General features: G+C 50.9%; 27 protein-coding genes. 4 read left to right on the top strand and 23 right to left on the bottom strand.

Annotation, left to right across the window (positions count from 1 at the left end):
- Positions 1–12: 12 nt before the first annotated feature.
- Entirely contained in the window at positions 13–720 is a 708-nt protein-coding gene (locus tag WMO41_RS11075) for a LytR/AlgR family response regulator transcription factor (protein WP_349229806.1), read from the bottom strand.
- Positions 721–881: 161 nt separating this feature from the next.
- Between WMO41_RS11075 and WMO41_RS11070 the strand changes: the two genes are divergently transcribed.
- Complete coding sequence (locus tag WMO41_RS11070; RefSeq protein ID WP_349229805.1) at positions 882–2,339, top strand: sodium:solute symporter family protein; 1,458 nt, start codon at positions 882–884, stop codon at positions 2,337–2,339.
- Between the two features lie 78 nt (positions 2,340–2,417).
- Here the strand turns inward: WMO41_RS11070 and WMO41_RS11065 are convergent, their stop codons facing one another.
- The 16 genes from WMO41_RS11065 to rd all read right to left on the bottom strand — a co-directional run bounded on the left by WMO41_RS11065 (position 2,418) and on the right by rd (position 16,343).
- Positions 2,418–3,755, bottom strand: a complete 1,338-nt coding sequence (locus WMO41_RS11065; protein ID WP_349229804.1) for an MATE family efflux transporter — start codon at positions 3,753–3,755, stop codon at positions 2,418–2,420.
- Positions 3,752–4,099 carry a metalloregulator ArsR/SmtB family transcription factor gene (locus WMO41_RS11060; RefSeq protein ID WP_177291515.1) on the bottom strand — a complete coding sequence of 116 codons (348 nt, stop codon included), beginning with the start codon at positions 4,097–4,099 and terminating at the stop codon, positions 3,752–3,754. Before WMO41_RS11060 ends, WMO41_RS11065 begins: the two co-directional genes overlap by 4 nt.
- A gap of 425 nt (positions 4,100–4,524) precedes the next feature.
- On the bottom strand, positions 4,525–5,472 hold the full coding sequence (locus WMO41_RS11055; protein WP_349229803.1) for a M14 family metallopeptidase: 948 nt from the start codon (positions 5,470–5,472) through the stop codon (positions 4,525–4,527).
- A 20-nt stretch (positions 5,473–5,492) separates the two neighbouring features.
- A complete protein-coding gene (locus tag WMO41_RS11050) occupies positions 5,493–6,272 on the bottom strand; it encodes an ABC transporter ATP-binding protein (RefSeq protein WP_349229802.1) in 780 nt (259 codons plus the stop codon).
- Positions 6,265–7,095 (bottom strand): ABC transporter ATP-binding protein, encoded by an 831-nt coding sequence (locus WMO41_RS11045; protein ID WP_349229801.1) that lies wholly within the window; start codon positions 7,093–7,095, stop codon positions 6,265–6,267. Before WMO41_RS11045 ends, WMO41_RS11050 begins: the two co-directional genes overlap by 8 nt.
- Positions 7,095–7,916 (bottom strand): nickel/cobalt ABC transporter permease, encoded by an 822-nt coding sequence (opp1C, locus tag WMO41_RS11040; protein WP_177291519.1) that lies wholly within the window; start codon positions 7,914–7,916, stop codon positions 7,095–7,097. The genes WMO41_RS11045 and opp1C overlap by 1 nt, the downstream gene beginning before the upstream one ends.
- Positions 7,916–8,857 (bottom strand): nickel/cobalt ABC transporter permease, encoded by a 942-nt coding sequence (opp1B, locus tag WMO41_RS11035; protein ID WP_349229800.1) that lies wholly within the window; start codon positions 8,855–8,857, stop codon positions 7,916–7,918. The genes opp1C and opp1B overlap by 1 nt, the downstream gene beginning before the upstream one ends.
- 107 nt (positions 8,858–8,964) lie before the next feature.
- Entirely contained in the window at positions 8,965–10,593 is a 1,629-nt protein-coding gene (gene nikA / locus WMO41_RS11030) for a nickel ABC transporter substrate-binding protein (protein WP_349229799.1), read from the bottom strand.
- Positions 10,594–10,747: 154 nt separating this feature from the next.
- Positions 10,748–11,650: a LysR family transcriptional regulator gene (locus WMO41_RS11025; protein WP_349229798.1), complete on the bottom strand. Its 903-nt coding sequence runs from the start codon at positions 11,648–11,650 to the stop codon at positions 10,748–10,750.
- A gap of 192 nt (positions 11,651–11,842) precedes the next feature.
- A complete protein-coding gene (locus WMO41_RS11020; protein WP_349229797.1) occupies positions 11,843–13,117 on the bottom strand; it encodes a dihydroorotase in 1,275 nt (424 codons plus the stop codon).
- 32 nt (positions 13,118–13,149) lie between these two features.
- Entirely contained in the window at positions 13,150–13,602 is a 453-nt protein-coding gene (locus WMO41_RS11015; protein ID WP_349229796.1) for a threonine/serine exporter family protein, read from the bottom strand.
- A gap of 20 nt (positions 13,603–13,622) precedes the next feature.
- Positions 13,623–14,423, bottom strand: coding sequence for a threonine/serine exporter family protein (locus tag WMO41_RS11010; protein ID WP_349229795.1), 801 nt, complete (start codon positions 14,421–14,423; stop codon positions 13,623–13,625).
- A complete protein-coding gene (locus tag WMO41_RS11005) occupies positions 14,420–15,223 on the bottom strand; it encodes an MBL fold metallo-hydrolase (RefSeq protein ID WP_349229794.1) in 804 nt (267 codons plus the stop codon). The genes WMO41_RS11010 and WMO41_RS11005 overlap by 4 nt, the downstream gene beginning before the upstream one ends.
- A gap of 185 nt (positions 15,224–15,408) precedes the next feature.
- Positions 15,409–15,618 (bottom strand): DUF378 domain-containing protein, encoded by a 210-nt coding sequence (locus tag WMO41_RS11000; protein WP_349229793.1) that lies wholly within the window; start codon positions 15,616–15,618, stop codon positions 15,409–15,411.
- 82 nt (positions 15,619–15,700) lie between these two features.
- The gene (locus tag WMO41_RS10995; protein ID WP_349229792.1) at positions 15,701–16,135 is read right to left on the bottom strand and encodes a bacteriohemerythrin; all 435 of its coding nucleotides are present in this window, start codon (positions 16,133–16,135) and stop codon (positions 15,701–15,703) included.
- 43 nt (positions 16,136–16,178) lie between these two features.
- Positions 16,179–16,343, bottom strand: a complete 165-nt coding sequence (rd, locus tag WMO41_RS10990; protein ID WP_349229791.1) for a rubredoxin — start codon at positions 16,341–16,343, stop codon at positions 16,179–16,181.
- A gap of 227 nt (positions 16,344–16,570) precedes the next feature.
- Between rd and WMO41_RS10985 the strand changes: the two genes are divergently transcribed.
- The 3 genes from WMO41_RS10985 (at position 16,571) to WMO41_RS10975 (ending at position 19,537) form a co-directional block, all read left to right on the top strand.
- Positions 16,571–17,770 (top strand): MalY/PatB family protein, encoded by a 1,200-nt coding sequence (locus WMO41_RS10985; protein WP_349229790.1) that lies wholly within the window; start codon positions 16,571–16,573, stop codon positions 17,768–17,770.
- Positions 17,771–17,897: 127 nt separating this feature from the next.
- The gene (locus WMO41_RS10980) at positions 17,898–18,440 is read left to right on the top strand and encodes a rubredoxin-like domain-containing protein (protein WP_177303853.1); all 543 of its coding nucleotides are present in this window, start codon (positions 17,898–17,900) and stop codon (positions 18,438–18,440) included.
- A gap of 152 nt (positions 18,441–18,592) precedes the next feature.
- The gene (locus tag WMO41_RS10975; RefSeq protein ID WP_349229789.1) at positions 18,593–19,537 is read left to right on the top strand and encodes an AEC family transporter; all 945 of its coding nucleotides are present in this window, start codon (positions 18,593–18,595) and stop codon (positions 19,535–19,537) included.
- 63 nt (positions 19,538–19,600) lie between these two features.
- On the opposite strand, the gene WMO41_RS10970 is transcribed toward WMO41_RS10975, so the two are convergent.
- The 6 genes from WMO41_RS10970 to WMO41_RS10945 all read right to left on the bottom strand — a co-directional run bounded on the left by WMO41_RS10970 (position 19,601) and on the right by WMO41_RS10945 (position 25,231).
- On the bottom strand, positions 19,601–20,719 hold the full coding sequence (locus WMO41_RS10970; protein ID WP_349229788.1) for an ABC transporter substrate-binding protein: 1,119 nt from the start codon (positions 20,717–20,719) through the stop codon (positions 19,601–19,603).
- Positions 20,720–20,763: 44 nt separating this feature from the next.
- Positions 20,764–21,894, bottom strand: coding sequence for an ABC transporter substrate-binding protein (locus WMO41_RS10965; RefSeq protein ID WP_349229787.1), 1,131 nt, complete (start codon positions 21,892–21,894; stop codon positions 20,764–20,766).
- A 33-nt stretch (positions 21,895–21,927) separates the two neighbouring features.
- Positions 21,928–22,722 carry an ABC transporter permease gene (locus WMO41_RS10960; protein WP_349229786.1) on the bottom strand — a complete coding sequence of 265 codons (795 nt, stop codon included), beginning with the start codon at positions 22,720–22,722 and terminating at the stop codon, positions 21,928–21,930.
- Positions 22,722–23,534, bottom strand: a complete 813-nt coding sequence (locus WMO41_RS10955; RefSeq protein ID WP_177292145.1) for an ABC transporter permease subunit — start codon at positions 23,532–23,534, stop codon at positions 22,722–22,724. The genes WMO41_RS10960 and WMO41_RS10955 overlap by 1 nt, the downstream gene beginning before the upstream one ends.
- Positions 23,527–24,603, bottom strand: coding sequence for an ATP-binding cassette domain-containing protein (locus WMO41_RS10950; protein ID WP_177292146.1), 1,077 nt, complete (start codon positions 24,601–24,603; stop codon positions 23,527–23,529). Before WMO41_RS10950 ends, WMO41_RS10955 begins: the two co-directional genes overlap by 8 nt.
- A 94-nt stretch (positions 24,604–24,697) precedes the next feature.
- Entirely contained in the window at positions 24,698–25,231 is a 534-nt protein-coding gene (locus WMO41_RS10945) for a helix-turn-helix domain-containing protein (protein ID WP_118534422.1), read from the bottom strand.
- Between the last annotated feature and the right edge of the window lie 203 nt (positions 25,232–25,434).

The raw sequence follows: 25,434 nt of genomic DNA, 5'->3' as shown, positions 1-25,434 counted from the left end.
TTTCGTCAGATCCTAGCGCAGGCGGTAATGATAGTAGGCGTTTTTGGCTTCTTTATAAAAAGCACGGGAAATGGGGATGGAAGTGCCATCTTCCATCTGGAATGAGGAATCTTCCAGAGTGTGAACGTGAGTCAGGTTGACGATGTAGCTCTGGTGGCAGCGCAGAAAGATTTCCTGTGCCGCAATCGATTCCAGGATGGCAGAAAGTTTCTGGCTGAGCGGGATGACGCTGCCGTCGGTGAGGGTGGCGTAAACCTTATGGAGCCGGTTTTCAAAATGAGAAATGCGGTTCAGGGGCAGATCTACCGGGACACGGTTTACCACAACGGAGAGACAGGCGTCTGGCAGGGAAAGCTTCTGGAGGCAGACCCGGTCCATGGTTTCCTGAAAGTCTTCCCAGCGCACGGGCTTTAACAGAAAGCCGGAGGCGCAGACCCGGTAGCTGTCTACCGCGGATTCCAGGGAAGAGGTGATAAAGACGATGACCGGTTCGGAATACTGTTTTAAAAGATCCGCTGCGCCCTGAATGCCGCTTTTTCCAGGCATTAGTACATCAAGGAGGTACAGATCATAAGATTTTCCGGTATCCAGGACAGCCTGCATGGAATCAAAAATTTCAAATTCGGCCGGTCGTTTCCTGGCTTCAAAATAGCGCTTTGCGTACTGTTCCACCAGTTCCCGTTCTTCTCTTGTATCGTCGCATATGGCAATCTTCAGCATGGTAATATCTCCTGGTTGCAGATTTGGTTCTGTTTTTGCAGAATTGGCAGTTTTGCACACACCAAACCTGTGGTAAACTAAAAACATAAACAATTTATACAACTTTTCAGCAAAGTTGTCAAAAGTTTTCTTATTTCATTATACCATAGGAGGGAAAAGGTATGGGTACAAACATTATTGTTACAGCTATCGTTATCGTGTATCTGCTGTTCATGCTGTGGATCGGCTGGTATTCTTCCACGAAGATCACCAATAACACAGACTTCATGGTAGCAGGCAGACGCCTGGGACCGCTACTGATGGCTGGTACACTGGCTGCAACCGAGATTGGCGGTGGAAGCTCCCTGGGCGTTGTTCAGAACGGTATGTCAGGTTTTGGACTGAGCGCATCCTGGTATATTACCACCATGGGTATCGCGTTCATTATTTTAAGCTTTATCGCGCCGAAGTTCCGTGCAGCAACGGTTAAGACCGTTCCGGAGTATTTCCGCAGACGTTACGGCAAGGAGTGCGGACTGATCACCGCTGTGATCATGCTGCTTCCGCTGGTAGGACTGACTGCAGGACAGTTCATTGCTTCCGCGGTTATTCTGTCTACCATGTTAAATATTGATTACCAGGTAGCAGTTATCATTGTAGCAGTGGTTGTTACCGTTTATTCCATCATGGGCGGTCTGTGGAGCGTTACCCTGACCGACTTTGTACAGGTTTTCCTGATCGTCATCGGCATGATCATCGCGGTTCCGTTTGCCATGAATTACGCAGGCGGCTGGAGCAGCATCTCCGCAAACATTCCGGAAGGAACCATGAACCTGTTTGAAGGTTATGACCTGTTTGGCATCATTTCCCTTGTCATCATGTATACTGCAACCTTCTCCGTAGGACAGGAAGCAGTATCCCGTTTCTATGCGGCAAAAGATGAGAAGGCAGCAAAGGGCGGCGCATGGCTGGCGGCTCTGGTAAACTTCATTTACGCGTTTATACCGACCATCCTGGGCATCATCACCCTGGCGCTGATCAATATGGGCAAGTTCAGCTCCGATCAGTTCGCGTCTGTAGGCGCACGTTACGCGCTTCCGGTTCTGGCCATCAATACCATGCCGGCACTGATCTGCGGACTTCTGTTTGCAGGCATCATTTCCGCGACTATGTCGAGCTCCGACTCTGATCTGCTTGGCGCTGGTTCCATTTTCGCGAATGATATTTACAAAGCAGTCTTAAAACCAGATGCATCCAGTGATTCTGTCATGAAAGTCACCAAGATCGTGATGTGCCTGGTAGGCGTCTGCTCCATGTTCATTGCACTGTTTAACACCCAGAGCATTGTTTCTATCTTAATGTTCTGCTTCACCTTACGTGCGGCTGGTTCTTTCTTCCCGTACGTGATGGGACATTACTGGAAGAAAGCATCCACCGCAGGAACCATTGCTTCCTTACTTGCAGGAACCATTGTGGTTGTGTACCTGGAGCATATTTCCAAGGGCGTGCTGTTTGGCATTAAGTTCAGCCAGCCGATCATCCCGGGCCTGGTTGCGGCATTCATTGGATTCGTAGTATTCTCCAAGCTGATGCCGCCGAAGGTAGAGACCACCGAGCTGGCACCGGAGGAAGAGGACTAAAGGTGTAAAAAGTAAATAATAGTGCAAAAAAAGAACCCGGTGGACCGTGATGGCCCTCCGGGTTCTTTCTTTGCAGGTTTATTTTAGCTGCTTCCATTTTCCTGTCCGGTAATACCCGTAGGAGATCAGGAAGTTTGCGAGCCATCCCAGCGGCACGGCGTACCATACCATGGCAATGCCGTAGACCGGGGCACCGAATTTGGCAATGAGCACCCGCAGTCCCAGGTTTACCAGATTGGCGATGGTAAAGACTTTTACGGCACCGGCGCCGCGCAGAATGCCGTCGACCGCCATCTTAAAGCCAATCATGCAGAAAAAGAATCCGATGAATTTCAGATAACCTTCTCCGGTAGCAACTGTCTGGGCAGATGGAGCACCGTCCAGGAATAACGCGATCAGAGGGCGGTGGAGCAGTTCCAGAAACAGACACAGAATGACGGCGGTAATGGCGACCATGATGTTGGCAGCACGGTATCCAAGGGGAATCCGTTCGTGTTTCTCTGCGCCAATGTTCTGGGCTGTATAGGAAGAAAGGGCATTTCCGATGGCGGACATAGGAACCACGCAGAGGGATTCAATCCGCATGCCGGCAGAAAATCCGGCCAGGATCTGTGTGCCAAAGCCGTTTACCACTGACTGGACCAGCATCATTCCGATGGAAACTGTGGATTGCTGGAGAATGGATGGCAGTGCGATGCGGGACATGGAGGAAAACTCTGCCTTACTGAACCAGGTTTCTGCTTTCCCATCTAACCGGCGGAGTGTGCGCAGGAAGATGAGGAAGGAGCAGACTGCTGAAATGCCCTGGGCAATAAAGGTTGCGTAAGCAGCACCGGCAACGCCGAGATGCAGGGTGGCTACCATATACAGATCCAGGAAGATGTTCAACATTGAGGAGAAAATCAGCAGATACAGCGGAATCCGCGATTCACCGAGAGCATTGAACATGGAAGAGAGGATGTTGTACATAAACAAAAAGGGCAGGCCGTAAAAGTAAATGTTTAAGTAGATTACAGCAATGTCCATGGCATCAGCCGGGGTATTTAAGGCTTCCATGATCTGTCGACTGAAGCATAGGCCAATGCCACCAAGCAGCAGGCTGATGAGCAGGAAGGAAAGCATGGCGGTGCGGATGCTGTTTTTCATGCGGATGTAGGCATGTCCGCCGAAGTGCTGGCTGATGATGACCGACGCGCCGATGCCGCCGCCGATGGCGACACAGATAAAAATGCTGGTCAGCGCATAGGACGCACCGACCGCGGCCAGTGCAGTTTCTCCTACATAATGTCCTACAATGGCAGAGTCTACAATGGTGTATGCCTGCTGGAACAGATTTCCAATGATCATAGGAAGCGCAAAGGCAAACAGTGCCCGGGATGGCTTTTCTGTGATCAGATAGTCTTTATTTTTGTTCATGATTTTCTGGAAGCTCCTCTCCGGCTGCAGGATGCAGCAAATTCGCAGTCACAGTTTTCCTGATCCCAGTGTGTTTTTTCTGTTTCTGACAGCGCCTGGCAAAGGGCATTGGCAGCCCGAAGCATCAGGTCTTTGTTCACCTGGTAATGCATCTGGTAATCGATTCGCAGGCCGGTGACCAGTCCGCAGTTTTTTAATACCTGCAGGTGCTGGGATACCGCCGATTCACTGATGCCCAGTTTGGCGGAAAGCGCCTTGCCACAGTAATGATGATTCAGTAAAAGCATGAGAATCTGGTAGCGTGTGGGCATGGTGATGATATGAAGCAATTCAAGATCAGTCATGAGTGTCTCCTTTTATAATAAAGCATTTACTTAATAAAGTTATTACTTAATTATAGAGAGAAAAAAATAAAAGTCAAGTATCTGTAATTCATAGATGGAAAAGATTGACAATGGTTACATATTCTGATTTGTTCCAGTTTGTAATTATGCTTTGTGCTGTAATCACGCTCGTTTTATACTTTACGCATAAAAAATAGCGCCCTCGTCCTGGTAAGATAAGGCGCTATTTTTTGACTTTATTGCTTGCCGGCAGCTAGGTGTACTCTGGCTTTCGACTCTCTCGTTAAGTGTATTATAGGTCATTCTTTATAAGTTGTCAAATAAGTTGCAAATAAAATTTTACTTGAAAATTTCACTGTAAAGCAGATTGAGGAGCGGGGATATGAAAAGGACCTGCTGGCAGTGGGAATTCCAGTGGATAGAATCTACAAACTGGGCTTTCCGTATGCAATCAGCGGATCCCCGCTTTTTACACCGAGACTTAAAGTGTAATACAGCACAACACCGTCAAACGGAGCAGTATAGCGGGCAATTTCATTTCCATAAGAATCCTTCAGGGCGCCAAGCAGGGCGCCCTGTTTTAATTTCTGCCCGGCTGCCGACACGGCGGGATACCAGAAGCCATCCGCGGGAGCTTCTTCGTAGACGGCTCTGCGGATTTCGGCCTGCTGGAGGCAGGGAGAAACGGAAGCTGCATTCAGGATTCCCAGATGCCGCATCAGCTCATACACATTTTCCCGGCATGCGGCAACTTCTTTTTCACTCCACAGGCCGCGCTCTCCGCGCTCTACCAGGAGGGCCGGGATACCGCATTGGGCTGCCCAGCTGTAAAGTCCGTTTTTGGCGGTGGATGCAACCCGGTAAGGAATGGAGAGAGCTCTGGCGGACGCGGAAGCTGTAGCAGACAAGGATTCCGGAACGGATGCTGGGAAGAAGACCAGCGGAGTCAGTGCTTCATTGACATCACCGCCATGCAGGTCCATCAGGAAATTCGCTTCGGGGTACAGGGTTTCTTCCAGTACTCTGGCAAGCTGGCTGGAAAAGGTGCCATCGGATTTGCCGGGAAACATCCGGTTTAAGTTTTGCCCGTCGGCCGGGATGGTCTGCTTGCTGCCATGGTAGAAGCCTTCCGGGTTTACCAGGGGAAGAAGGATTACGCGGCCGGACAGAGCGGCAGGCTCCAGTTCTCTTTTCAGCCGGTTCAGGGCTTCGATGCCGACGTATTCACAGCCGTGGACGCCGGCTGTTACGACCAGGGTTTTTCCGGGGCGGCAGCCGCAGACTACGGTCATTTCTATTGGAAAGGGGCTGGTGACAGGCAGCGGGAGGGTCTGTTTTACTCCGCTGCCGGCTTTGAAGTCAGACAGTCTCATAAGTCACAAAAAATTCTCCTTTAGTCAAATTCGATCATGGAAGCCAGAAGCTTCTTCGCGTATTCGTCTTTGGTCTCCGCAATGTGGGACACAGGAATGTGTTCGGTGATGCGGCCGTGGTAAAGGAAAAGCACGTCATCGCAGAGGTAGGTGACGGAAGTCAGGTCATGGGTGATGAAAATATAGGTCAGTCCCAGCTTTTCCTTCAGTTCACGCAGAAGGTCCATGATCTGGACCTGGGTGTGGGCATCCAGGGAGGAGATGGCTTCATCAAAGAGGATGATCTCCGGCTGGCAGGCCACAGCCCGGGCAATGCAGACACGCTGCAGCTGTCCGCCGGATAACTCATGGGGATACCGGTCTGCGTAGGACGCATTTAGGCCGACCAGCTCTAAGAGGTGGTTGGTTTCTTCGATCCGGTTTAACCGGACTTTCTGGTTGCGTTCCCTTGCGGAGAGTCCTTCCGCAATGATTTCCTTCACCCGGAAGCGGGGATTGGCAGAGGTAGTGTAGTCCTGAAATACAACACCTAAGCGCTTCTGCAGATTTTTTCTGCCGCTTCTGGAGGCGTAGACGGAAGTGCCGTGAATCTTCAGTTCGCCGCTGTCAGGCTTTAACAGACCGCAGATCACGCGGCCCAGGGTGGATTTTCCGCTTCCGGATTCGCCGAGGATTCCAAGGCAGGTCCCCTTGGGCACCTTTAAGGAGACATCAAAGAGAACCTGGTCCCGGGTGGTGCCGAACAGCTTTTCCTGGCGTTCGCTGCGGAAGCTGACGCAGACGTTATTTACTTCAAGCATGGGAACTCTCCTTTCCGTGTAAGATCTGGCGGTAGCGGTGCATGACGGCAGAGCGTTTCTCCACCAGCATGCGGGTGTACGGGTCATCGGCGTGTTTGAGGATGTGGTCAAAGCTTCCGCTGTCCACCACATGTCCGCTGTTCATAACCAGGATGCGGTCAGCTACCCTGGAGATGGCGCCCAGGTCATGGGTGATGAACAACATGGCAGTGTTTTTCTGCTTTTTGATGCGGATAAATTCTTCCAGAATCTCGTACTGGGTGATGGCATCGATGGCGGTGGTCGGCTCATCGGCAATCAGAAGCTCCGGCTGCAGGGCCATGGCAATGCCGATCATGATACGCTGGAGCATGCCGCCGGAAAGCTGGTGCGGGTATTTTTCCAGAACTTCTTCTCCGTTCCGGATCCGCATCTGTTCCAGAATTTCCAGAGAGCGGGTGTGGATTTCCTGCGCATTCCAGGAGGTGTGGGTGGCAAAGGTTTCTGCCATCTGGTTTCCGATGCGGTAGAGCGGGTCGAAGCAGGTCATGGGGTTTTGCAGAACCATGGTGATCCGGTTTCCGCGGAGGCGGCGCAGCTCTTCTTTGGATTCCTTTAACAGGTCCTGGCCGTCAAAGATGGCACTTCCGGAAACCTGGAAATTCTTATCCAGCAGGCCCAGCACGGATTTCACGGTCATGCTTTTTCCGCTGCCGGATTCCCCGAGAATGCCGAGGCATTCTCCGGGCCGGACCTCAAAGCTGACATTTTCCACCAGCTTTTTGGAGGCTCTGCGGTGATGCAGCGTGACATTTAAGTGTTCTACTTTTAAAATGGCAGACATTACAGCACCTCCTTCGGGTCCAGCACATCGCGGATGGCATCACCCATTAAGTTGAAAGCAGAAACCAGAACAACGATCGCGATACCCGGAACCAGCATCTGGGCAGGGTTGCTGGTCAGGACATTTTTCGCCTCGCTGAGCATGGCACCCCACTCCGGTGTCGGAGCCTGTACTCCGAGTCCCAGAAAGGACAGGGTGGAAATATTGATGATGGCCCAGCCCACATCCAGGGAAGAGAGCACAGCCAGGTCCGCCGCGATGGAAGGAACCAGATGGCGGAAGAGAATGAATCGCTCCGGGGTTCCGACACAGCGGGAAAACTGGACAAAGTTCCGGTCACGGTACTGCATGACGCCGGTGCGGATCATGCGGGCATACCAGGCCCATTTGATGAAGACGTTCGCCAGAATGACGTTCTGGACGTTGATGCCGAGCAGCGCAACGACGGCAAATACCATGATCTGGCTGGGGAAGGAAAGCATCACATCCACCACGCGCATGATCAGCTCTTCGGTAATGCCGCGGAAATAACCGGCGAGAAGTCCCATCAGGGCCCCCAGGCCGATGGTGCCGAGCATGGTCAGGACGGCAAGGCCGAGGGTCGGGCGGATGCCGTAGATCATGCGGGAAAGGATACAGCGCCCCAGATTATCGGTGCCCAGCGGGTATTCTCTGCTGAAGTGGGCAAATTTGTTGAGAATATCGGTGGCGTAAGGGTCGTGAGGGGCGATGAGCGGGGCAAAAATGCCCATCAGCGCCACGAGCAGCACCAGGGTTACCGTACCGACAGCGGTTTTATTATGAAGAAAACGGTGTAACATCAGTTGCCCTCCTTTCGCATACGCGGGTCAGATACCGTCTGAAGGATATCAAACAGCAGGTTGAATACGACAAACAGAACGCTGATCAGAAGCACATAGGTCTGGATGACCGGATAGTCCCGGTTGAAAATGGAACTGATGCACAGAGTTCCGAGTCCCGGCCACGCAAATACATTTTCCACGACAATGGTTCCGGAGATCAGCTGCGGAATGCTCATACCGATGGCTACAATGCAGGTGTGCATGGAGTTTTTCAGAATATGCTTTACCAGAATGGATTTCTGCGGCAGTCCGCGGACATTGGCGTAGAGCACATAGTCCTGTTTCATGTTTTCCAGCATGTTGTTGCGGATCAGGCGGATGTAGGTGGAAATATAGCTTAAGGATACGGTAAAGGCCGGTAAGATCAGGTGTTTGATGGTTCCGTTTCCACTGGTAGGAAGAAGATCCAGTTTAATGGAAATCAGCCACATCATCAGAAGGCCGACCCAGTAAGCAGGCATGGCGGTGGTCATAAAGACAATGCCGCGCATGATCCGGTCAAACCAGCCATCCTTGTATACAGCACACAGAAAACCGATCGGCAGGCTTAATACGATTACCATGATCAGGGAAGCGCCGGCCAGCTGCAGGGTAGCCGGCATGCAGCGGAGCAGTTCTCCCGCCACGGTACGGGTCGGGTTGACATAGCTGATGCCAAAGTTGCCGCGAAGGCAGTCCAGCACCCAGGTGAAATAGCGGACCAGATACGGCTTGTCCAGGCCAAGCTCCGCCCGGACCTCGGCAATAGCTTCTTCGGTAATGATGGGAACCTGGCGTACGCGCAAGGCTACCTCAGCCGGGTCGGATGGGATCAGGTTGATAAAAACAAAGCACACAAAGGAAATAATGAGAAGAAGCGGAATCGCGGAAAGGATCCGCTTGATGATATATGGTTTCAAAACAGTACCTCCGGTAAAAATCAACAAACGTGTGAACCGTAACAATACAAAGCCGCCTCGCGGGAGACGGCTTCGTACACATTTCAGGTTGAATTACTCCTCAGAACTTAGAAAGAGAAATCCTGGAACGGAACCTCATACTGAGTCTGGGTAAAGTGGAAGCCCTTCATATCGGAACGATAAATGGCCTTGTTGCACTCATAGGTCAGCGGAATGTAAACCGCGTCCTCATGCAGATGGGTCAGAACGTAGGTGTAAAGCTCCTGGCGTCTGTCCTCGTCGGTGGTGATCAGGATCTCGGTGATGGCTTCGTCAATCTCTGCTTTATCATCCAGGCCAAGCTGTGCTGCGTAGTCACCGTATACCGGCGCGCGCATCGCTGCTAGAGAGGACTGCGGATCATACGGGGTGCCCCAGCAGATGTTGAATACCATATCGAAATTACCGGCCTTCATGTTATCGCGGTAGGACTGCTCCTCCTCGCCGTGGATGTTTAAGGAAACGCCGATGGTCTGATACTCACTCTGCAGATACTCGGCAATGGATTTTTCGGTAACGCTGTCGCTGTTGTAAAGCAGGTCAATGTTTAACTGTTTTCCGTCTTTCTCGCGGATATTGCCGGAACCCATCTTCCAGCCTGCGTCATCCAGAATCTGGCCAGCCAGTTCTAAGTCGTAAGTAAATGGCTCCAGATCAATGTTACAGTACGGAATGGTTTTAGCAAACAGGGTGTCAGCCGGTTTCTCCAGTCCGTAGAAGATGCCGTCAGAGATGTTCTGCTTGTTGGTTGCGTGCTGAAGTGCGATGCGCACATCCTTCTCGGAAAGAATATCGGAGGAGGTATTCAGAACAATCTGTCGGGTAGAGGTCGGGTCAGAAAGCTCTACAGTGAACTTATCGCTGTCTAAGTACTGGTTGATGGCATCAGCATCGATCATGTTTTTACCGAAGATCATATCGATCTCGCCCTTTTCCAGAGCCAGGATACGGGTCTGGTTATCCGGGATGACTTTAACGGTAATAGTTTTGATGGCCGGCTGCTCGCCCCAGTAGTTCGGGTTTGCCTTGAAAATAGCATACTCATCAGTTACAAACTCATCCAGTACATATGGGCCGGTTCCGATGTAAGCCTCTACGCCGTCCTTGGTGCTGCCGTCTTTCATGGCTTTCGGGGAGATCATGGCAAACGGTCTGGTAACACCAAGCTCGGTTAAGAGTGGGTAGTACGGCTCAGACAGCTCGATGACAAAGGTGTTCTCATCCGGAGCGTCGACACCGACTAACAGGTGCATCATCTCCAGCCAGGTGTGGCGGTCCTTGTTTTCCAGGATCGCGTCGAAGTTTGCCTTGATGGCATAGGCGTCACATTTCTCGCCATCGGAGAACAGCACGCCCGGGCGGATGTGGAAGGTGTAGACCTTTCCGTCCTCACTGACATCCCAGCTTTCAGCCAGGCAGCCTTCAAAGCCATTGGCTGTGATATTGACGAGACCCTCGTACAGCATTTCCTGTGCGTACATCTCGCCGGCATATAAATGCGGGTTTAAATCGCGGATATCGCGGTAGTTTACAAAGATCAGATCTTCTTTCGTATTTTCAGAAGAAGTGGTGGTTTCTGCAGCAGCGGAATCTGCGGCAGTGGTGGATGCAGAGTCAGAGGCGGATGAACCGCAGCCGCTTAACACGGCGGTGCCTAAGAGACCTGCAAGAAGCAGTGTGCCCCATCTTTTTTTCATAATCAGTTTCCTCCTGTTGTAAAAGCTTGTTATCGTTTCTGTCCACACATCCGGTGTGAACGATAGAAAGTATAACACGGGTTAGCCAAAGCTTACTACTGACGAATTTGGAGGGGCTTAGTTATTCCAAAATGTTATAACAAGGGTGAAATTCTTACAAAATTGCCTGAAAATGACGGATGAACCAGTCGGCGGCTGTGCTTAATTTTGCGTCATCCGGACAGATGTAGCCGATGAGTAGAAATGGCTCACAGTTGTTGATCCGGAGCTGGCGGACATCGTACTGGCGGTACTGGTCATAGAGAAAATTGATGCCAAGGCTGCATACGTCGGTATTCATCAGCAGGTTGATGGTCAGGTGATCGCTGTTGGTATAGACGGAATAATGGAGCTGTTCCGTGCTGATGGCACCCAGGCTTACATGGCTTAAATGATGTTCTACTGAGAAAAATTCCCGCACACCCCGGACGAAGGAGAGGGAGGAAAGATCCTGAAAGTCAATGCTTTCATCATGGTAGCGCGGATGCTTTGGCCCCACATAAACACAGGCTTCCTTCATATCCAGGGGAATGAATTTCAGCTTTTTGTGGGAAAGAATGTGTTGGAACTGGTGCAGCTGTTTTTCAGCGATATAGACGACACCGATCTCGGAAAGCCCCTGGGCAACCCGGTTGCAGATTTCCTCCACGGTACCTTCCAAGTGTTCCACGATGTAGGAATCACCCATTTCCTGATAGAAGTCGGTTAATAAGCGGGAAATCATGTTGCTGGGATACGTAGCGAGACTGAATTTTTTACCCTGGTTCCGGTCCGTGAGGGAGTCGATCAGGCTAACATTGTGGAGAATATTCTGGGCATATTCCCGGACCGTTTCTCCATAGGGAGTGATGCGGATTCCGCGGCTGCTGCGTTCAAAAAGCGGGCGGCCAAGCTCTTTTTCCAGCGAACTGATCACTTTGCTGACATTGGGCTGTGTGGTGTAAAGGCATTCAGCGGCCTGGTTAAAGCTGCCTTTTTCGCAGGTAATCATAAAATATTCCAGCTGACGTAATTCCATAGTATCCGGTTCCTCCTGAATAGGGTGCCTGTAAGCATTTGCTAACCACTATAACAGAAAAAAAGAAGGGAGACAACCGGTGAATGCGGAAGTCTCCCACTAAAAACCTTTATTGAGAAAAAATATCAGTTATTCCAGATGGGAATAGCAACAGGTACAGCCTGTAAACCTGGTTTTGTGTTTGCGGTGGTCTTAATCCTGATAAGCGATCTTTCCGCCGCAGATGGTGTATTTTACTTTTCCGTAAAGCTCCTCACCGATGAACGGAGAGTTGGTAGCTTTGGATTTGAATTCCTTTACGGTCCATTTTTCGTTTGGATCGAAAAGTACCAGGTCGGCATCTGCACCGGTGCTTAAATGTCCCTTGTTTCCTTCCAGGTGGTAGAGGATGGCCGGATTCAGGCTCATCTTTTCCATGAGCTGCGGCATGGTCAGGACCTCTTCCCGGACCAGGTTGGTTACACCCAGCGCCAGCGCGGTCTCCAGGCCGATGATGCCGCTCGGTGCTTCGGTGAGCGGTTTTGCCTTCTCCTCTGCGCTGTGCGGTGCGTGGTCGGTGGCGATGATGTCGATGACACCTTCCTTTAAGCCACGGAGAATCTCCTGTTTATCCTCGAGCGTGCGAAGCGGCGGGTTCATTTTTGCTAGGGTGCCGTGTTTTAAGACTGCGGTCTCATCCAGACTGAAATGGTGCGGGGTAACCTCTGCCATGACATGGGCGCCAAGCTGCTTGGCCAGCTCTACCATGCGGACGGAGTGCCCGGAGCTGATATGCTGGATATCGATGAGGGCACCGGTGTGCAGGGCGAGCATGCAGTCGCGGGCCACCAGAACATCCTCTGCGGCAGCCGGAGAGCCGCCAATGCCGAAGTGCTCGGAGACCGCGCCGCGGTTGATGCCGTTGTTGGTGATGAGGGACGGGTCTTCCTCGTGGAAACTTAACGGTACATTCAGGCGAACCGCCTCATCCATGGCCTTCTTTACCAGGGCAGAATCTTTTAACGGAATACCGTCATCAGTGAAACCGGCAGCGCCGTGGGCCTTCAACAGTTCCATGTCGGTGAGAACTTCGCCCTTCATGCCGACCGTGATGTTGGCAGCGCTTAAGACGTTGATCGGAGTCTTTTTGCCTTCTGCCAGCACATATTCGAGGGTTTCCACGTTGTCAACCGGCGGTTTGGTATTGGCCATGCAGACCACGGTGGTGAATCCGCCTGCGGCAGCGGCAGCAGCGCCGGTGTGAATGTCTTCCTTATAGGTAAGTCCCGGATCACGGAAGTGCACATGCACATCAATGAGGCCCGGAGCCACCACAAGTCCGGTGGCGTCAATCACCCGGGCATCCGGATATTTTTCTTTTAAATCATTTCCAAGCTCCAGGATCTTTCCGTCGCCTGTGACCAGATCCATCACCTGGTCCAGTCCTGATTTCGGGTCAATGACCCGTCCATTCTGAAGTAACAGCATAATGATTCCTCCTGTATTTTATCTGTAAAAAATTAGTGTTTTTGATGGGCTCTCTGATTGCCAATCTGAAATACCGTCTGCGGAATCTCAAAAACGAACACAATCCCAAGTACAATGGCAACGGCCATTTTGACGGCATCAAAACCGGTCTGGACAGCCAGGTAAAGCTGATCTGTGACCGTGTAGTAGGCTGCCCGGTAGATTCCCGCACCCGGCACCAGCGGGATGATGCCAGAGATCAGAAAGATGGTGACCGGGCACCGCTTCCGTACCGCAAACCATCGTGACATGAGGATCACAATGACCGTGGCAGCGAAAGTGGCAATAGAGATGGAGCTGTAGGGCAGCAGAAGCAGATAGGCAAGCCAGCTCACGCCGCCAATAAGGGCACAGCTGGGATAATAGTGGGCCGGAACGCCAAACAGCAGGGAAAATCCTACGGTGGCCATGGCGGCCGCACAGGTCTGAATCAGTAGGTGCAGCATGAAGAACCTCTTTTCTATTATTATGGCAGCAGTGGAGCACCGGCTATATTTCCGTACAGCGCAAGCACAACGCCGACACCGATGGCAATGCAGAAAAAGCTTATGACGGCATCGAGCATTCGGACAGAGCCGGAAATGTAGTCGCTGTCGGCCATGTCACGGATGGCGTTAGTGAAGGCAACTCCGGGAACCATGAGGATAATGCCGCCGATGATCATGGCATCAAAATTTTCTCCGGGGCCGAAGCGGTAACAGAGGATGCAAAGGAAGGTGATCCAGGCACTGCCGAGAATGGTGCGCACGATCCGTCCCAAATGCGGATTGCCGAGATAGACGGCATAGGCCTGATACAGGCTTCCGACAACAATGGAACACAAAAAATCCCACGGCGAGCCGCCGAACATGACGTCAAAGCAGGCACCGGCGAGCCCGGCCACGGCAATCTGCAAAGCAGCGGGAAAGCCCGGATGCTCCTCGATGCGGGTCAGCTCTCTGCGTACATGCTCCGGGGAAAGTCCTTCTTCCTCAATGCGCCTTGACAGATGGTTTACTTCCGCCACCCTGCGCAGGTTGGTATTGTTGACAGGCACCTGCAGAACCTTGGCAAACAGGGGTTCCGTCTCATCTCCGCAGCTTAGGAAAATACCGTTGCTCAGCACGAAGATATGGACAGAATGAAGTCCGTAGGCACGGCAGATATGCATGATGGTATCTTCCACGCGAAAGATTTCCGCTCCGTTTTCCAGCTGGATCTGCCCGGCCTTCATGGCGAGGAGCAGGATTTCCTGCTGTACATGGGCTTTAGTGGCTGTGGATATCATGTTGTCTCTCCGCCTGACCGGTTATCCGGAAAAGCCGGAAAGAAAAAACGCTGCCCGGCTTTGCGGATATCTGCCACGCGGTCCCGGTACTCTGCGCTGCAGTCCAGCTTCTTCAGTGCCGGAATGACGCTGAAATCTTCCCAGAAGTGCATGGGGAAGACCATTTCGGCACCGACCGTCCTCATGAAATCATCCAGTCCCAGGTAAAACAGATCCTCCTGGCGTCCATCTAACGGAACCATGGCAACATCCGGGTGGAAACCGGAAGCTTTGATCTTTTCCAGCTCGCGGCGGTAGTTGGTGCTCATGTTGTTATTCCATGCCAGATCTTCGCCATTCCAGCGCCAGTTGTTTAAGTCACCGGCGTGGTAGATGGTGTAGGATTCGCTGCAGGAAACATCAGTCAGGGTCGCGTCGGATTGGAAAGCAGAAGCAATACCGGTCTCTACAACAAACGCTACACCCTCGTCTGTAGATTTGAAGGTTGTCACGCGAAGTCCGCCGCCTTCCTTAAATTCCAGAACCTTTCCCGGATCCATGAACCAGGCAAGTCCGTGCAGGTGATCCGGTACTTTGTTCTGCCAGATATCATCGGAGAGAATAAAACGGATCCTGGGGTGGGCAGCTGCCAGATCAAAAATCTTCGGACTGAAGTGGTCACCGTGGCGGTGGCTCACGAACACGAACAGATCTTTTTCTGGCGTCAGGGCAGGAAGTGTACCCTCTACAAAGTCGAAAAGCAGCAGTGCCTGGTCCGTCTCTACAAGATAACCACTGTGATGAATGTATGTGATTTTCATAACGGGGATCCTCACTCGTATTATAAAGTAGTAGTGTTTACAGACCCTCTCCAAGGTCTTTTTTGTTTCATAGAAAATCATTATGTTCATCATAGCATAAAAAGCTCCCAAATCACAGAGAAAGTGTCCGGATTTGGGAGCCTTTTATTTGGAATTTTCAGAGTTAGTATTTTGGGTACAAGGCCTTACGCGTCCACCCGCCCTGTTTTCATATAGAAACTGATGAGATAAAGTCCGCACAGGCCGACCAGCGCGTAGATAATCCGGGACAGCCAGCTCATGCTGCCGAATAAAAACGCGACCAGATTAAAGTTAAAGAAGCCGATCAGTCCCCAGTTGACGGCGCCGATGATGGTGAGTGTCAGCGCGGTACAGTCCATTGCTTTGTTGTTCATGCCATTCCCTCCTTACAGGAGTAAGTCTGCGCAGAAAAAGGGAAATTATACGAACCTCTTTAATTGCCTAAACAGTATCCACTTAGCAGCGCTCCGGATTTTCTCTCATAAAGATAAATTCTGCCACGGAGCGGTCAAAGGTTTTAATGTGGCCAAACAACCAGTCAACCACATTTTTATGTACAAGCTCGCTGAACTGATCCGTCGGACCTTCAGAATCATGAAGATATTCATACAATTCCTGAATCGTTTTCTTGAACTCCTCATGTTTCTTATGGTGCTTGTCACGATCCGGATAACCGGATTTTTCCTGCAATGCCTCCTCTTCTTTGAAATGGAAGTCAGTGTATTCGTCCAGATAATCCAGCATTTTTATGGCATTTACCTTACTTTTTCCATCCTGGCAGGCAAATACGAAGTTTCGGATTCGCTCGATCAGTTCTTTGTGCTGTGCATCAATCATTTTATTGCCGGTTAATAAATTATCCTCAAAAGTGATATCGTAATCGTAAGTCATAGTCTGTCCTCCATTTCTTTTAGTTTGGGCTGTTACATTGTATCTAACTTTCTACCGGTACAAAAACATCTTTTCCAAGTCCGCAAATCGGGCATACCCAATCGTCCGGAATATCCTCAAATGCTGTTCCCGGAGCGATACCGCCGTCCGGATCACCTGCTGCAGGATCGTAAATATATCCACATGGTTCACATTCAAATTTTTTCATAGCTGCTCTTCTCCTTTTTGATATTGGTTTTCCTGCGGAAAATCCATAGCTTCGTTCTTTTGGACTGTCTCGTTGTTTGTATGTCTGTATTATAAGCAAAATTTTTCAATATGTCAATAACAATAATCATTATTATTTTATGATTTTTTGCAATGATTGCAGATAAGTCGAAAATGCGGTAAAATGATGTCAGATTTATAATGCTGACGAAAGGACAAAAGATGACTATGAAATACGATTTTACTTCCATTTTGGACCGCAACGGAAAAGACGCGATTGCGGTGGAACATATCCCGATTCCGGGTGCACAGGTGAAAGAAGGATTTGACCGGATCCCAATGTGGGTAGCCGATATGAATTTTCCAACGGTGCCGACGATTGTGGAGGCTATGATGGAGCGTGTACGGCATTCGGCCTACGGATATTTCGATCCGTCTAAAGAATATTATCGGTCGATCATCCGGTGGCAGGAAACACGCAATGGAGTAACAGGTCTGAAGCCGGAGCATATCGGCTATGAAAATGGCGTGCTGGGCGGTGTGGTCAGCGCGCTGAATGTGATGTGCTCGAAAGGCGACAATGTGCTTCTGCATTCCCCGACTTATATTGGTTTTACCAGATGTATCGAAAATAACGGATATAATATTGTACATTCTCCGCTTGTAAAAGATGAAAACGGTATCTGGCGCATGGATTTTGCGGATATGGAAGAGAAAATCGTAAAGAATCATATTCATGCTGCGGTTTTCTGTTCCCCGCACAACCCGTGCGGCCGCGTGTGGGAGCGCTGGGAGATTGAAAAGGCGATGGAGCTTTACAAAAAGCACGATGTTTTTGTGGTTTCCGATGAAATCTGGTCTGACCTGATCCTGGAAGGACACAAACATATTCCAACCCAGTCCGTGAGTGAGGATGCCAGAAACCGCACCGTGGCCATGTATGCGCCATCCAAGACCTTCAACCTGGCCGGCCTGGTGGGAAGCTACCATATTATTTATAACAGCTGGCTGCGGGAGCGCGTTCTGAAGGAATCTTCTTTATCCCATTATAATGAAATGAATGTGCTTTCCATGCATGCGCTGATCGGAGCGTACAAACCAGAGGGCTACGAGTGGGTGGATGAGCTGCGCCAGGTACTGACCGGAAATGTAGAGTTTGCCTGCAAGTATATTCAGGATCATTTTGAGGGCGTTGAGGTGTCAAAACCGGAAGGAACCTACATGCTGTTTCTGGACTGCACAAAATGGTGTGAGGAGCACGGGAAGACGATTGATGAATTGCAGAGAGCCGGAGTGGAGGTCGGAGTTATCTGGCAGGATGGCAGACCGTTCCACGGCCCATGTCATATCCGGATGAATCTGGCGCTACCGTTTAGCAGGGTGCAGGAGGCATTTGAACGGCTGGAAAAGTATGTGTTCTGTTATTAAAAAATTTGAAACAAGTTGTTGACAAAATAAAAATCATCTGCTATATTGATATCAGTAACAATTACTAATATCAATCAAGAAAAACAAGTTAGAATATCACATCAAATAAGAAAAGGAGATCTGAGTTATGAAGAAATGGGTTTGTACTGTATGCGGTTATGTTTACGAGGGTGAGGCTGCTCCGGAGGTTTGTCCGGTATGTAAGGCACCGGCTTCCAAGTTCAAAGAGCAGGAGGGTGAGATGACCTGGGCTGCTGAGCACGTGGTAGGTGTTGCACAGGGCGTCAGCGAGGACATTCTGGCAGACCTTCGCGCAAACTTCGAGGGCGAGTGTTCTGAGGTTGGTATGTACCTGGCTATGGCAAGAGTTGCTCACAGAGAGGGCTATCCGGAGATTGGTCTTTACTGGGAGAAGGCAGCATTTGAGGAAGCTGAGCACGCTGCAAAGTTCGCAGAGCTGTTAGGTGAGGTTGTAACCGATTCTACCAAGAAGAACCTGGAGATGAGAGTTGCTGCAGAGCACGGCGCAACCGAGGGCAAGTTTGACCTGGCTAAGCGTGCGAAAGCTGCAAACCTTGACGCAATCCATGACACGGTTCATGAGATGGCAAAAGACGAGGCAAGACATGGCCGTGCATTTGAGGGTCTGTTAAAGAGATACTTTGGCTAATCACACAAGATTATAAAGACAAGAGGGGCCGCAGGAGCATATCGCATCCTGCGGCCTCTTCTGCTTGTTCTTCAGATTGACAAGAGCAGATTTTTTTGTGTATAGTATTATTTCGGTAAAAAAAATTAAGAAAGAATCGAGGAAAAATACATATGGAAAATCTGATCTTCAGTCTGAATGCGACCATTCCTATCTTTTTGCTGATGGTGCTGGGCGTATTTTTCAAAAAAACAGGGCTGTTTCAGGAGAACATGATCAACGGAATCAATCAGTTTGTGTTTAAAGTAACACTGCCAGTCCTTCTGTTCGGTGACCTGGCAAAGCAGGATTTTGCCAAGGCGTGGAACGGAAAATTTGTGGCGTTCTGTTTTGTAGTGACTCTGGTAAGCATTTCCCTTGTGGCACTGATGTCCATGGCGCTGAAAGATAAATCTCAGCGCGGTGAGTTTATCCAGGGCGCGTACCGCAGCAGCGCGGCAGTGCTTGGCATTGCTTTCATTACGAACATTTATGGCAATTCCGGCATGGCGCCGCTCATGATCATCGGCAGCGTGCCGTTGTACAACATTATGGCAGTTGTGGTGCTTTCCTTTACCAACCCGGATCAGGGCGGCATGAGTCCGGCACTCATCAAAAAGACACTGAAAGGAATCGTGACAAACCCGATTATTCTCGGCATTCTGTCCGGCGCGCTCTGGTCTGTCCTGCGGCTTCCGATGCCGACGATTCTGGCAAAGACGGTTTCCAATCTCGGCGGCCTGACCACACCGCTTGGCCTGATGGCCATGGGCGCTTCCTTTCAGTGGAGCGAGGCGAAATCCGGCATGGGTCCGGCCTTTGTGGCCAGCTTTATGAAGCTGATCGGACTGTGCATGCTGTTTCTCCCAGTGGCTGTACTTCTTGGATTCCGCGAGGCAGAGCTGATCGCGATTCTGGTCATGCTGGGATCCAGCACCACCGTCAGCAGCTATGTCATGGCCCGGAATATGGGACACAAGGGTGTCTTAAGTGCCAGCATCGTGGCTATCACCACGCTGGGCAGTGCCTTTTCCCTGACCTTCTGGCTGTATGTAATGAAATCGCTGGCGCTGATCTAAACAACAAAAATCCCGGGGCGCGGATGCGTCACCGGGATTTTTATTGTTTCTGCTTATCAATATTTATTTGGATTTGACTTCTTTCCAAGCCTCATTATAAATCTCATCTACATCATCGCCCAGGTACTTCAATACCTCAGCATTCTTGATGGAATCGATATCCGGGAAGACTGCCTTGTTGTTCTGCATCTCCTCGTCTAACAGGTCAAATGCACCCTTGTTCGGGGTGGAGTAGGTGATGTACTCGAAATTCTTCTTTGCGATGTCCGGTCTGCACAGGAAGTTGATCCACTTCTCAGCGTTTTCCTTGTTCTTCGCGTTTTTCGGGATGACCCAGCAGTCGATGAACAGGTCGGTGCCCTCCTCCGGGATCACGTATTCCAGATTGTCGGTGCCATCTTCACCTTGGATGTAGAGCATCTCGCCGGAGTAGATGATGCCGACAGCGGCCTCGCCGCCGATCATCTTGTCACGAACCTGGTCTACCACATAAGCCTGAACCAGCGGCTTCTGGTCGATCAGATCCTGCTTGGCCTTGTTGATCTCATCCGGGTTGGTGCTGTTTAAGGAGTAGCCGTTTTTCTTTAAGCCGGTCATGAAGGCGCTGCGGATGCTGTCCTGCATAAGGATCTCACCGCTTAAGCGCTCATCCCACAGGTCAGCCCATTTGGTCGGAGCCGGAACGCCGAGCTCCTGCAGGCGCTCCTTGTTGTAGAGGATGCCGATGGTGCCCCAGGTGTACGGAACAGCGTACTTGTTTTCCGGATCGAAGGATTTTGACAACTCCATGTAAAGCGGATCGATCTGGTCGATGTTCGGCACGTTGTCGAAGTTGATCTCTGCCAGAAGGTCGTGCTCACGCATTTTCTGGATCATGAAATCAGACGGACATACCGCATCGTAGGCAATGCCGCCGGCCTCGATGACCGGATACATCTCCTCGTTGGTCTCGAACAGGTCATAGACAACCTTGATTCCGGTCTCTTCCTCGAATTCATCAATGACGGTTTCATCAATGTACTCGCCCCAGTTGTAAACGTAGAGCTCGCCGGCGTCGCCGGATGCGGCAGAATCACCGGAGTTGCCGGAAGCAGAGCTGTCAGACGCGGAAGCGCCGCAGCCGGTTACAGCAAGTGCCGCTGCGGACAGTGCCGCAGCAGATACGATCCATCTTTTTTTCATTTTCTCAATCTCCTTTTGTATTGCGTAATATGTCTGAATTTTATTTAGTTTGCCTTGACTTCCTTCCAAAGCTCATTGTAAACAGCATCTGTCTCATCTCCAAGGTATTTATAAACCTCAGAATCCTTCAGGGAATCGATATCCGGGAAGACAGCCTTGTTGTTCTGCATCTCTTCGTCTAACAGCTCGAATGCGCCCTTGTTCGGGGTCGGGTAGGTGATGTACTCAAAGTTCGCCTTTGCGATTTCCGGACGGCACATAAAGTCAATCCATTTTTCTGCATTTTCTTTGTTTTTCGCGTTTTTCGGAATGACCCAGGAATCCAGCCACAGGTTGGTTCCCTCTTCCGGAATCACGTATTCCAGATCATAGTCCAGTCCAAGGTTTGCGACCTCATCCTGGATATAAAGCATCTCGCCGGAATAGATGACACCGACAGCAGCCTCGCCGCCGATCATCTTATCTCTTACCTGGTCGATCACGTAAGCCTGGACAAGCGGTTTCTGGTCTATCAGTTCCTGCTTTGCCTGCTCAAGCTCGTCCTTGCTTTCGCTGTTCATGGAGTAGCCGTCTTTCTTTAATGCTACCATGAAGGCGTCGCGGACGCTGTCCTGCATGAGGATCTCGCCGCTTAAGCGTTCATCCCACAGATCAGCCCATTTGGTCGGTGCCGGAACACCAAGCTCGTCTAACAGTTTGGTATTGTACAGGATACCGACCGTTCCCCAGCAGTAAGGAACAGAGTATTTGTTTTCCGGGTCAAAGGCCTGGGACATTTCCATGTAAGCCGGATCGATCTGGTCAATGTTCGGAATGTTGTCGAAGTTTAACTCAGCCAGCAGGTCGTTTTCGCGCATCTTCTGGATCATATAATCGGACGGACATACGACATCGTAGTTGACAGCACCGGCCTCGATGACCGGATACATCTCCTCGTTGGTCTCAAACAGGTCGTAAACAACGGTAATGCCGGTCTCTTCTTCAAACTGGGAGATTACATCCTCGTCAATATACTCGCCCCAGTTGTAAACATACAGCTCGCCGCCATCTGCACTGCCGGAAGCAGCGGAATCCGTGCCGGAGGCTCCGGCGTTTCCGGATGCGCCGCAGCCGGACAGAAGGGCGGAAGCGGCAGTAAGGCCTGCCATGGAAATTGCAAATACTCTCTTTTTCATAGTCATCTCCTCTAAATCTTGATTTCGGTAATATTAAGCCTCATGCTTTTTCTTCGGAGCAAAATTGCTGATCAGAAGCAGGGCCAGGACTGCCACGAAGATCACGGTGGACAGTGCGTACATAGACGGTTTGATGCCGCGGCGCACCTCACTGTAGATCAGGGTGGACAGGGTGTTGATGCCGGCGCCTCTTGTGAAGTGGGTGATGATGAAATCATCCAGGGACATGGTGAAGGCCAGCAGAAAGCCGGAAAGCACGCCCGGTAAGATATCCGGGAATACTACCTTAAAGAATGCCCGCAGCGGGCTTGCGCCAAGGTCCAGCGCCGCCTCGTAGGTGAAGCGGTTGGTCTGTTTTAATTTCGGCATGACGCTTAAGATCACATAGGGAATGTTAAATGTGATGTGGGCAATCAGCACGGTTTTAAAACCCAGGGAAATGCCGAAGGCGATGAAGGCCAGCATCAGGGAGATACCAGTCACGATATCGGCATTTAACATCGGGATGTTGGTGATTCCCATGACGATGGTCTGAGGAACCTGTTTCATGCTGCTGATGGCAATGGATGCCGCAGTGCCGATGACGGTAGCAATCAGTGCGGACAAAAATGCAATCAACAGGGTGTTCTGCAGAGCAGCCATGATGTTGCGGCTGGCAAACATCTGGGTATACCACTGCAATGTAAACCCGCCCCACTGGGTACGGGATTTGGAACTGTTGAAGGATAAGACCACCATGGTAGCAATCGGCGCGTACAAAAACAGCATGATGAGCACCAGGTAGAAATCCTGCAGGAATCGTCTGAAATTCTGTCGGATCTTATTCATTAGAATGTACTCCCTTCGCCGTTTTTATCGTATTTTGCGATCAGCGCCATGCTGATCAGGATGAAGACCATAAGAACCAGGGAAAGACCGGAGCCTAAGTTCCAGTTGCTGCCCTTGGTGAACTCCTGCTCGATGACGTTACCGATCAGGAGAATCTTGCTGCCGCCCAGTAAGTTGGAGATTACGAAGGTTGTCAGGGACGGCACGAACACCATGGTAATGCCGCTGATGATGCCCGGAACGCTTAAGGGGAACCACACCCACAAAAGTGTCTGGGTGAAGCTTGCACCTAAGTCTCTTGCCGCGTTGATGGTGTTGTCATCAATCTTGCAGAGCACATTATAAATAGGAAGCACCATGAACGGCAGGAAGTTGTAAACCATGCCGAGGATGATGGCGCCCGGGGTGTTGATGAGGTTCTGGTTTGGCAGATGCAGGGCGGTTAAGATGCCGTTGATAACGCCACTTTTTTCCAGAAGGGTCTGCCATGCCAGGGTGCGCAGCAGAAAGTTCATCCACATCGGAAGGATGAAGATGAAAACGATGAAGCTGCCCTGGCCGATGCCGCGGTTACGAAGGATCATGGCCAGCGGATAGGCTAAAAGCAGGCAGATGACGGTGCTCACCAGGGAAAGTCCCAGGGAAAGCCACAGGGCTTTCACATGCTCCGGAGTGGAGATAGAGAGGACATTTGCCAGGGTGAAGGCCCCGGACTTGTCCGTCAGTCCGTAGTACACAATCATGAGAAGCGGAATGACGATGAAACCAACCATCCAGACCAGATACGGTCCGGCTAACCATTTCTTATTCATTGACTCCTACGGCCTCCTCATCCTCTGATGCAGGTTTGTTCATGATCTGGATGTCAAACGGGTCTACCTTGATGCCGACCTGTTTGCCTACCGGGCACATATCGGTGCTGTGAACCAGCCACTCGAAGCCGTCCGGGGTGGTAACTTCCATCTCGTAGTGGACGCCCTTGAAGATCAGGTGGGTGCAGGTGCCGACCAGAGTGCCCTCAGACGGGTCTACCAGGTCAATATCCTCCGGGCGGATGACTACATCGACCGGTTTGTTGTTGCCGAAGCCCTTGTCCACGCAGGCAAACTTGGCACCGAAGATCTCTACCAGCTCGTCGCGGAGCATGATGCCCGGGACGATGTTGCTCTCGCCGATGAAGTCAGCCACGAACGCGTTCTCCGGCTCGTTGTAGATCTGCTCCGGGGTACCCATCTGCTGGATGTAACCCTGGTTCATGACAACAATGGTGTCGGACATGGTCAGTGCCTCTTCCTGGTCATGGGTGACGTAGATGAAGGTGATGCCCAGCTCGTTCTTTAAGCGGATCAGCTCGTACTGCATGTCCTGGCGCAGCTTTAAGTCCAGGGCTCCTAACGGCTCGTCTAAAAGCAGCAGGCGCGGTTCATTTACAATGGCGCGGGCAATGGCAATACGCTGCTGCTGGCCGCCACTTAAGGAATCCACGGTACGCTTCTCGTAGCCGTCCAGGTTAACCAGCTTCAGCGCGTATTTGATCTTATCATCAATGTAGGCCTTGGATTTGCCCTTGATCTTTAAGCCGAAGGCGATGTTCTCCGCGATGTTCATATGGGTGAACAGGGCGTATTTCTGGAATACGGTGTTTAACTGGCGCTTGTTCGGCGGCAGCTTGCTGATGTCAACGCCATCGAAGATGACTTTGCCGGTGTCGGCGGTCTCAAATCCGCCGATGATGCGCAGGGTCGTGGTCTTGCCGCAGCCGCTGGGACCAAGCAGGGTCACGAAAGAGTTTTCCTTTACGGAAAGGTTAAGGTCATCTAAGACCATGGTATTGTCAAAGCTTTTTGAAATGTTGACCAGATCGATCAGGGGCAGTGCCATCGCAGTATTCCTCCTAAAGTAAATTTAAAATCCCATGTGATATTCTTTCTATAAAATCAGTGGAGCGCACCGCAGGTGCATCTCAGGTATATCTCTAGAAGCTGGGCGGCGTGCTGACCCAGATCAGCGATGCGCCGTGACGGCTTGTGAGGTAATGCTTCTTGTCCGGGGTAAAGTAGAAGGATTCGCCCTTCTTTGCCCGGTAGGTCTTGCTTCCGATGTGGATGCTGATGCTTCCCTGCAGCACATAGCCGAACTCCTCGCCCTCATGCGGGTTGTCCGGGTAGGTGGAGCCGCCGGCCTCCAGCGTGATGAGGATTGGCTCCATCATGTTTTTCTGCGCATTGGGAATGATCCAGCGGATCTCATTTTTCAGCTCCGCGTCGTATTTTTCAAAATAGTCAGCTTTTCCGAATACAACCTGTTCTTCCGGTGTTTCATTAAAAAACTCACCGAGTGTGGTGCCAAGGCACTGCAGGATGTCGGTGAGCGTCGCGATAGAGGGAGAGGTCAGGTTGCGTTCCAGCTGGGAAATGAATCCCTTGGAAAGCTCTGCCCGGTCCGCAAGCTCCTCCTGCGTCAGACCCTTTAAGGTCCGTATCTCCTTCAGTTTTGATCCGATATCCATAACAGTCCTCCATGATCATAATGTTGGGGCAAAAGATTTTTGCCCCTTCTGATACCGAATTGTTTCGCACTACGTGCTCCCACAATTCTCAAAAACATTCGTAATTCGCTTATTTTTCTTTGAAAAATGGTAACTGTTCAGTAGGTCTGCGCATTCACTGCGCTGACCGTATGAAAACATGGGCTTGCAGGCAAAAATCCCAT

The sequence above is a fragment of the Ventrimonas faecis genome, from assembly GCF_040096075.1.
Taxonomy (GTDB): domain Bacteria; phylum Bacillota; class Clostridia; order Lachnospirales; family Lachnospiraceae; genus Brotaphodocola; species Brotaphodocola faecis.
Note: the sequence above shows the minus strand (reverse complement) of the source record. Positions and strands in the feature narration are given on the sequence as shown.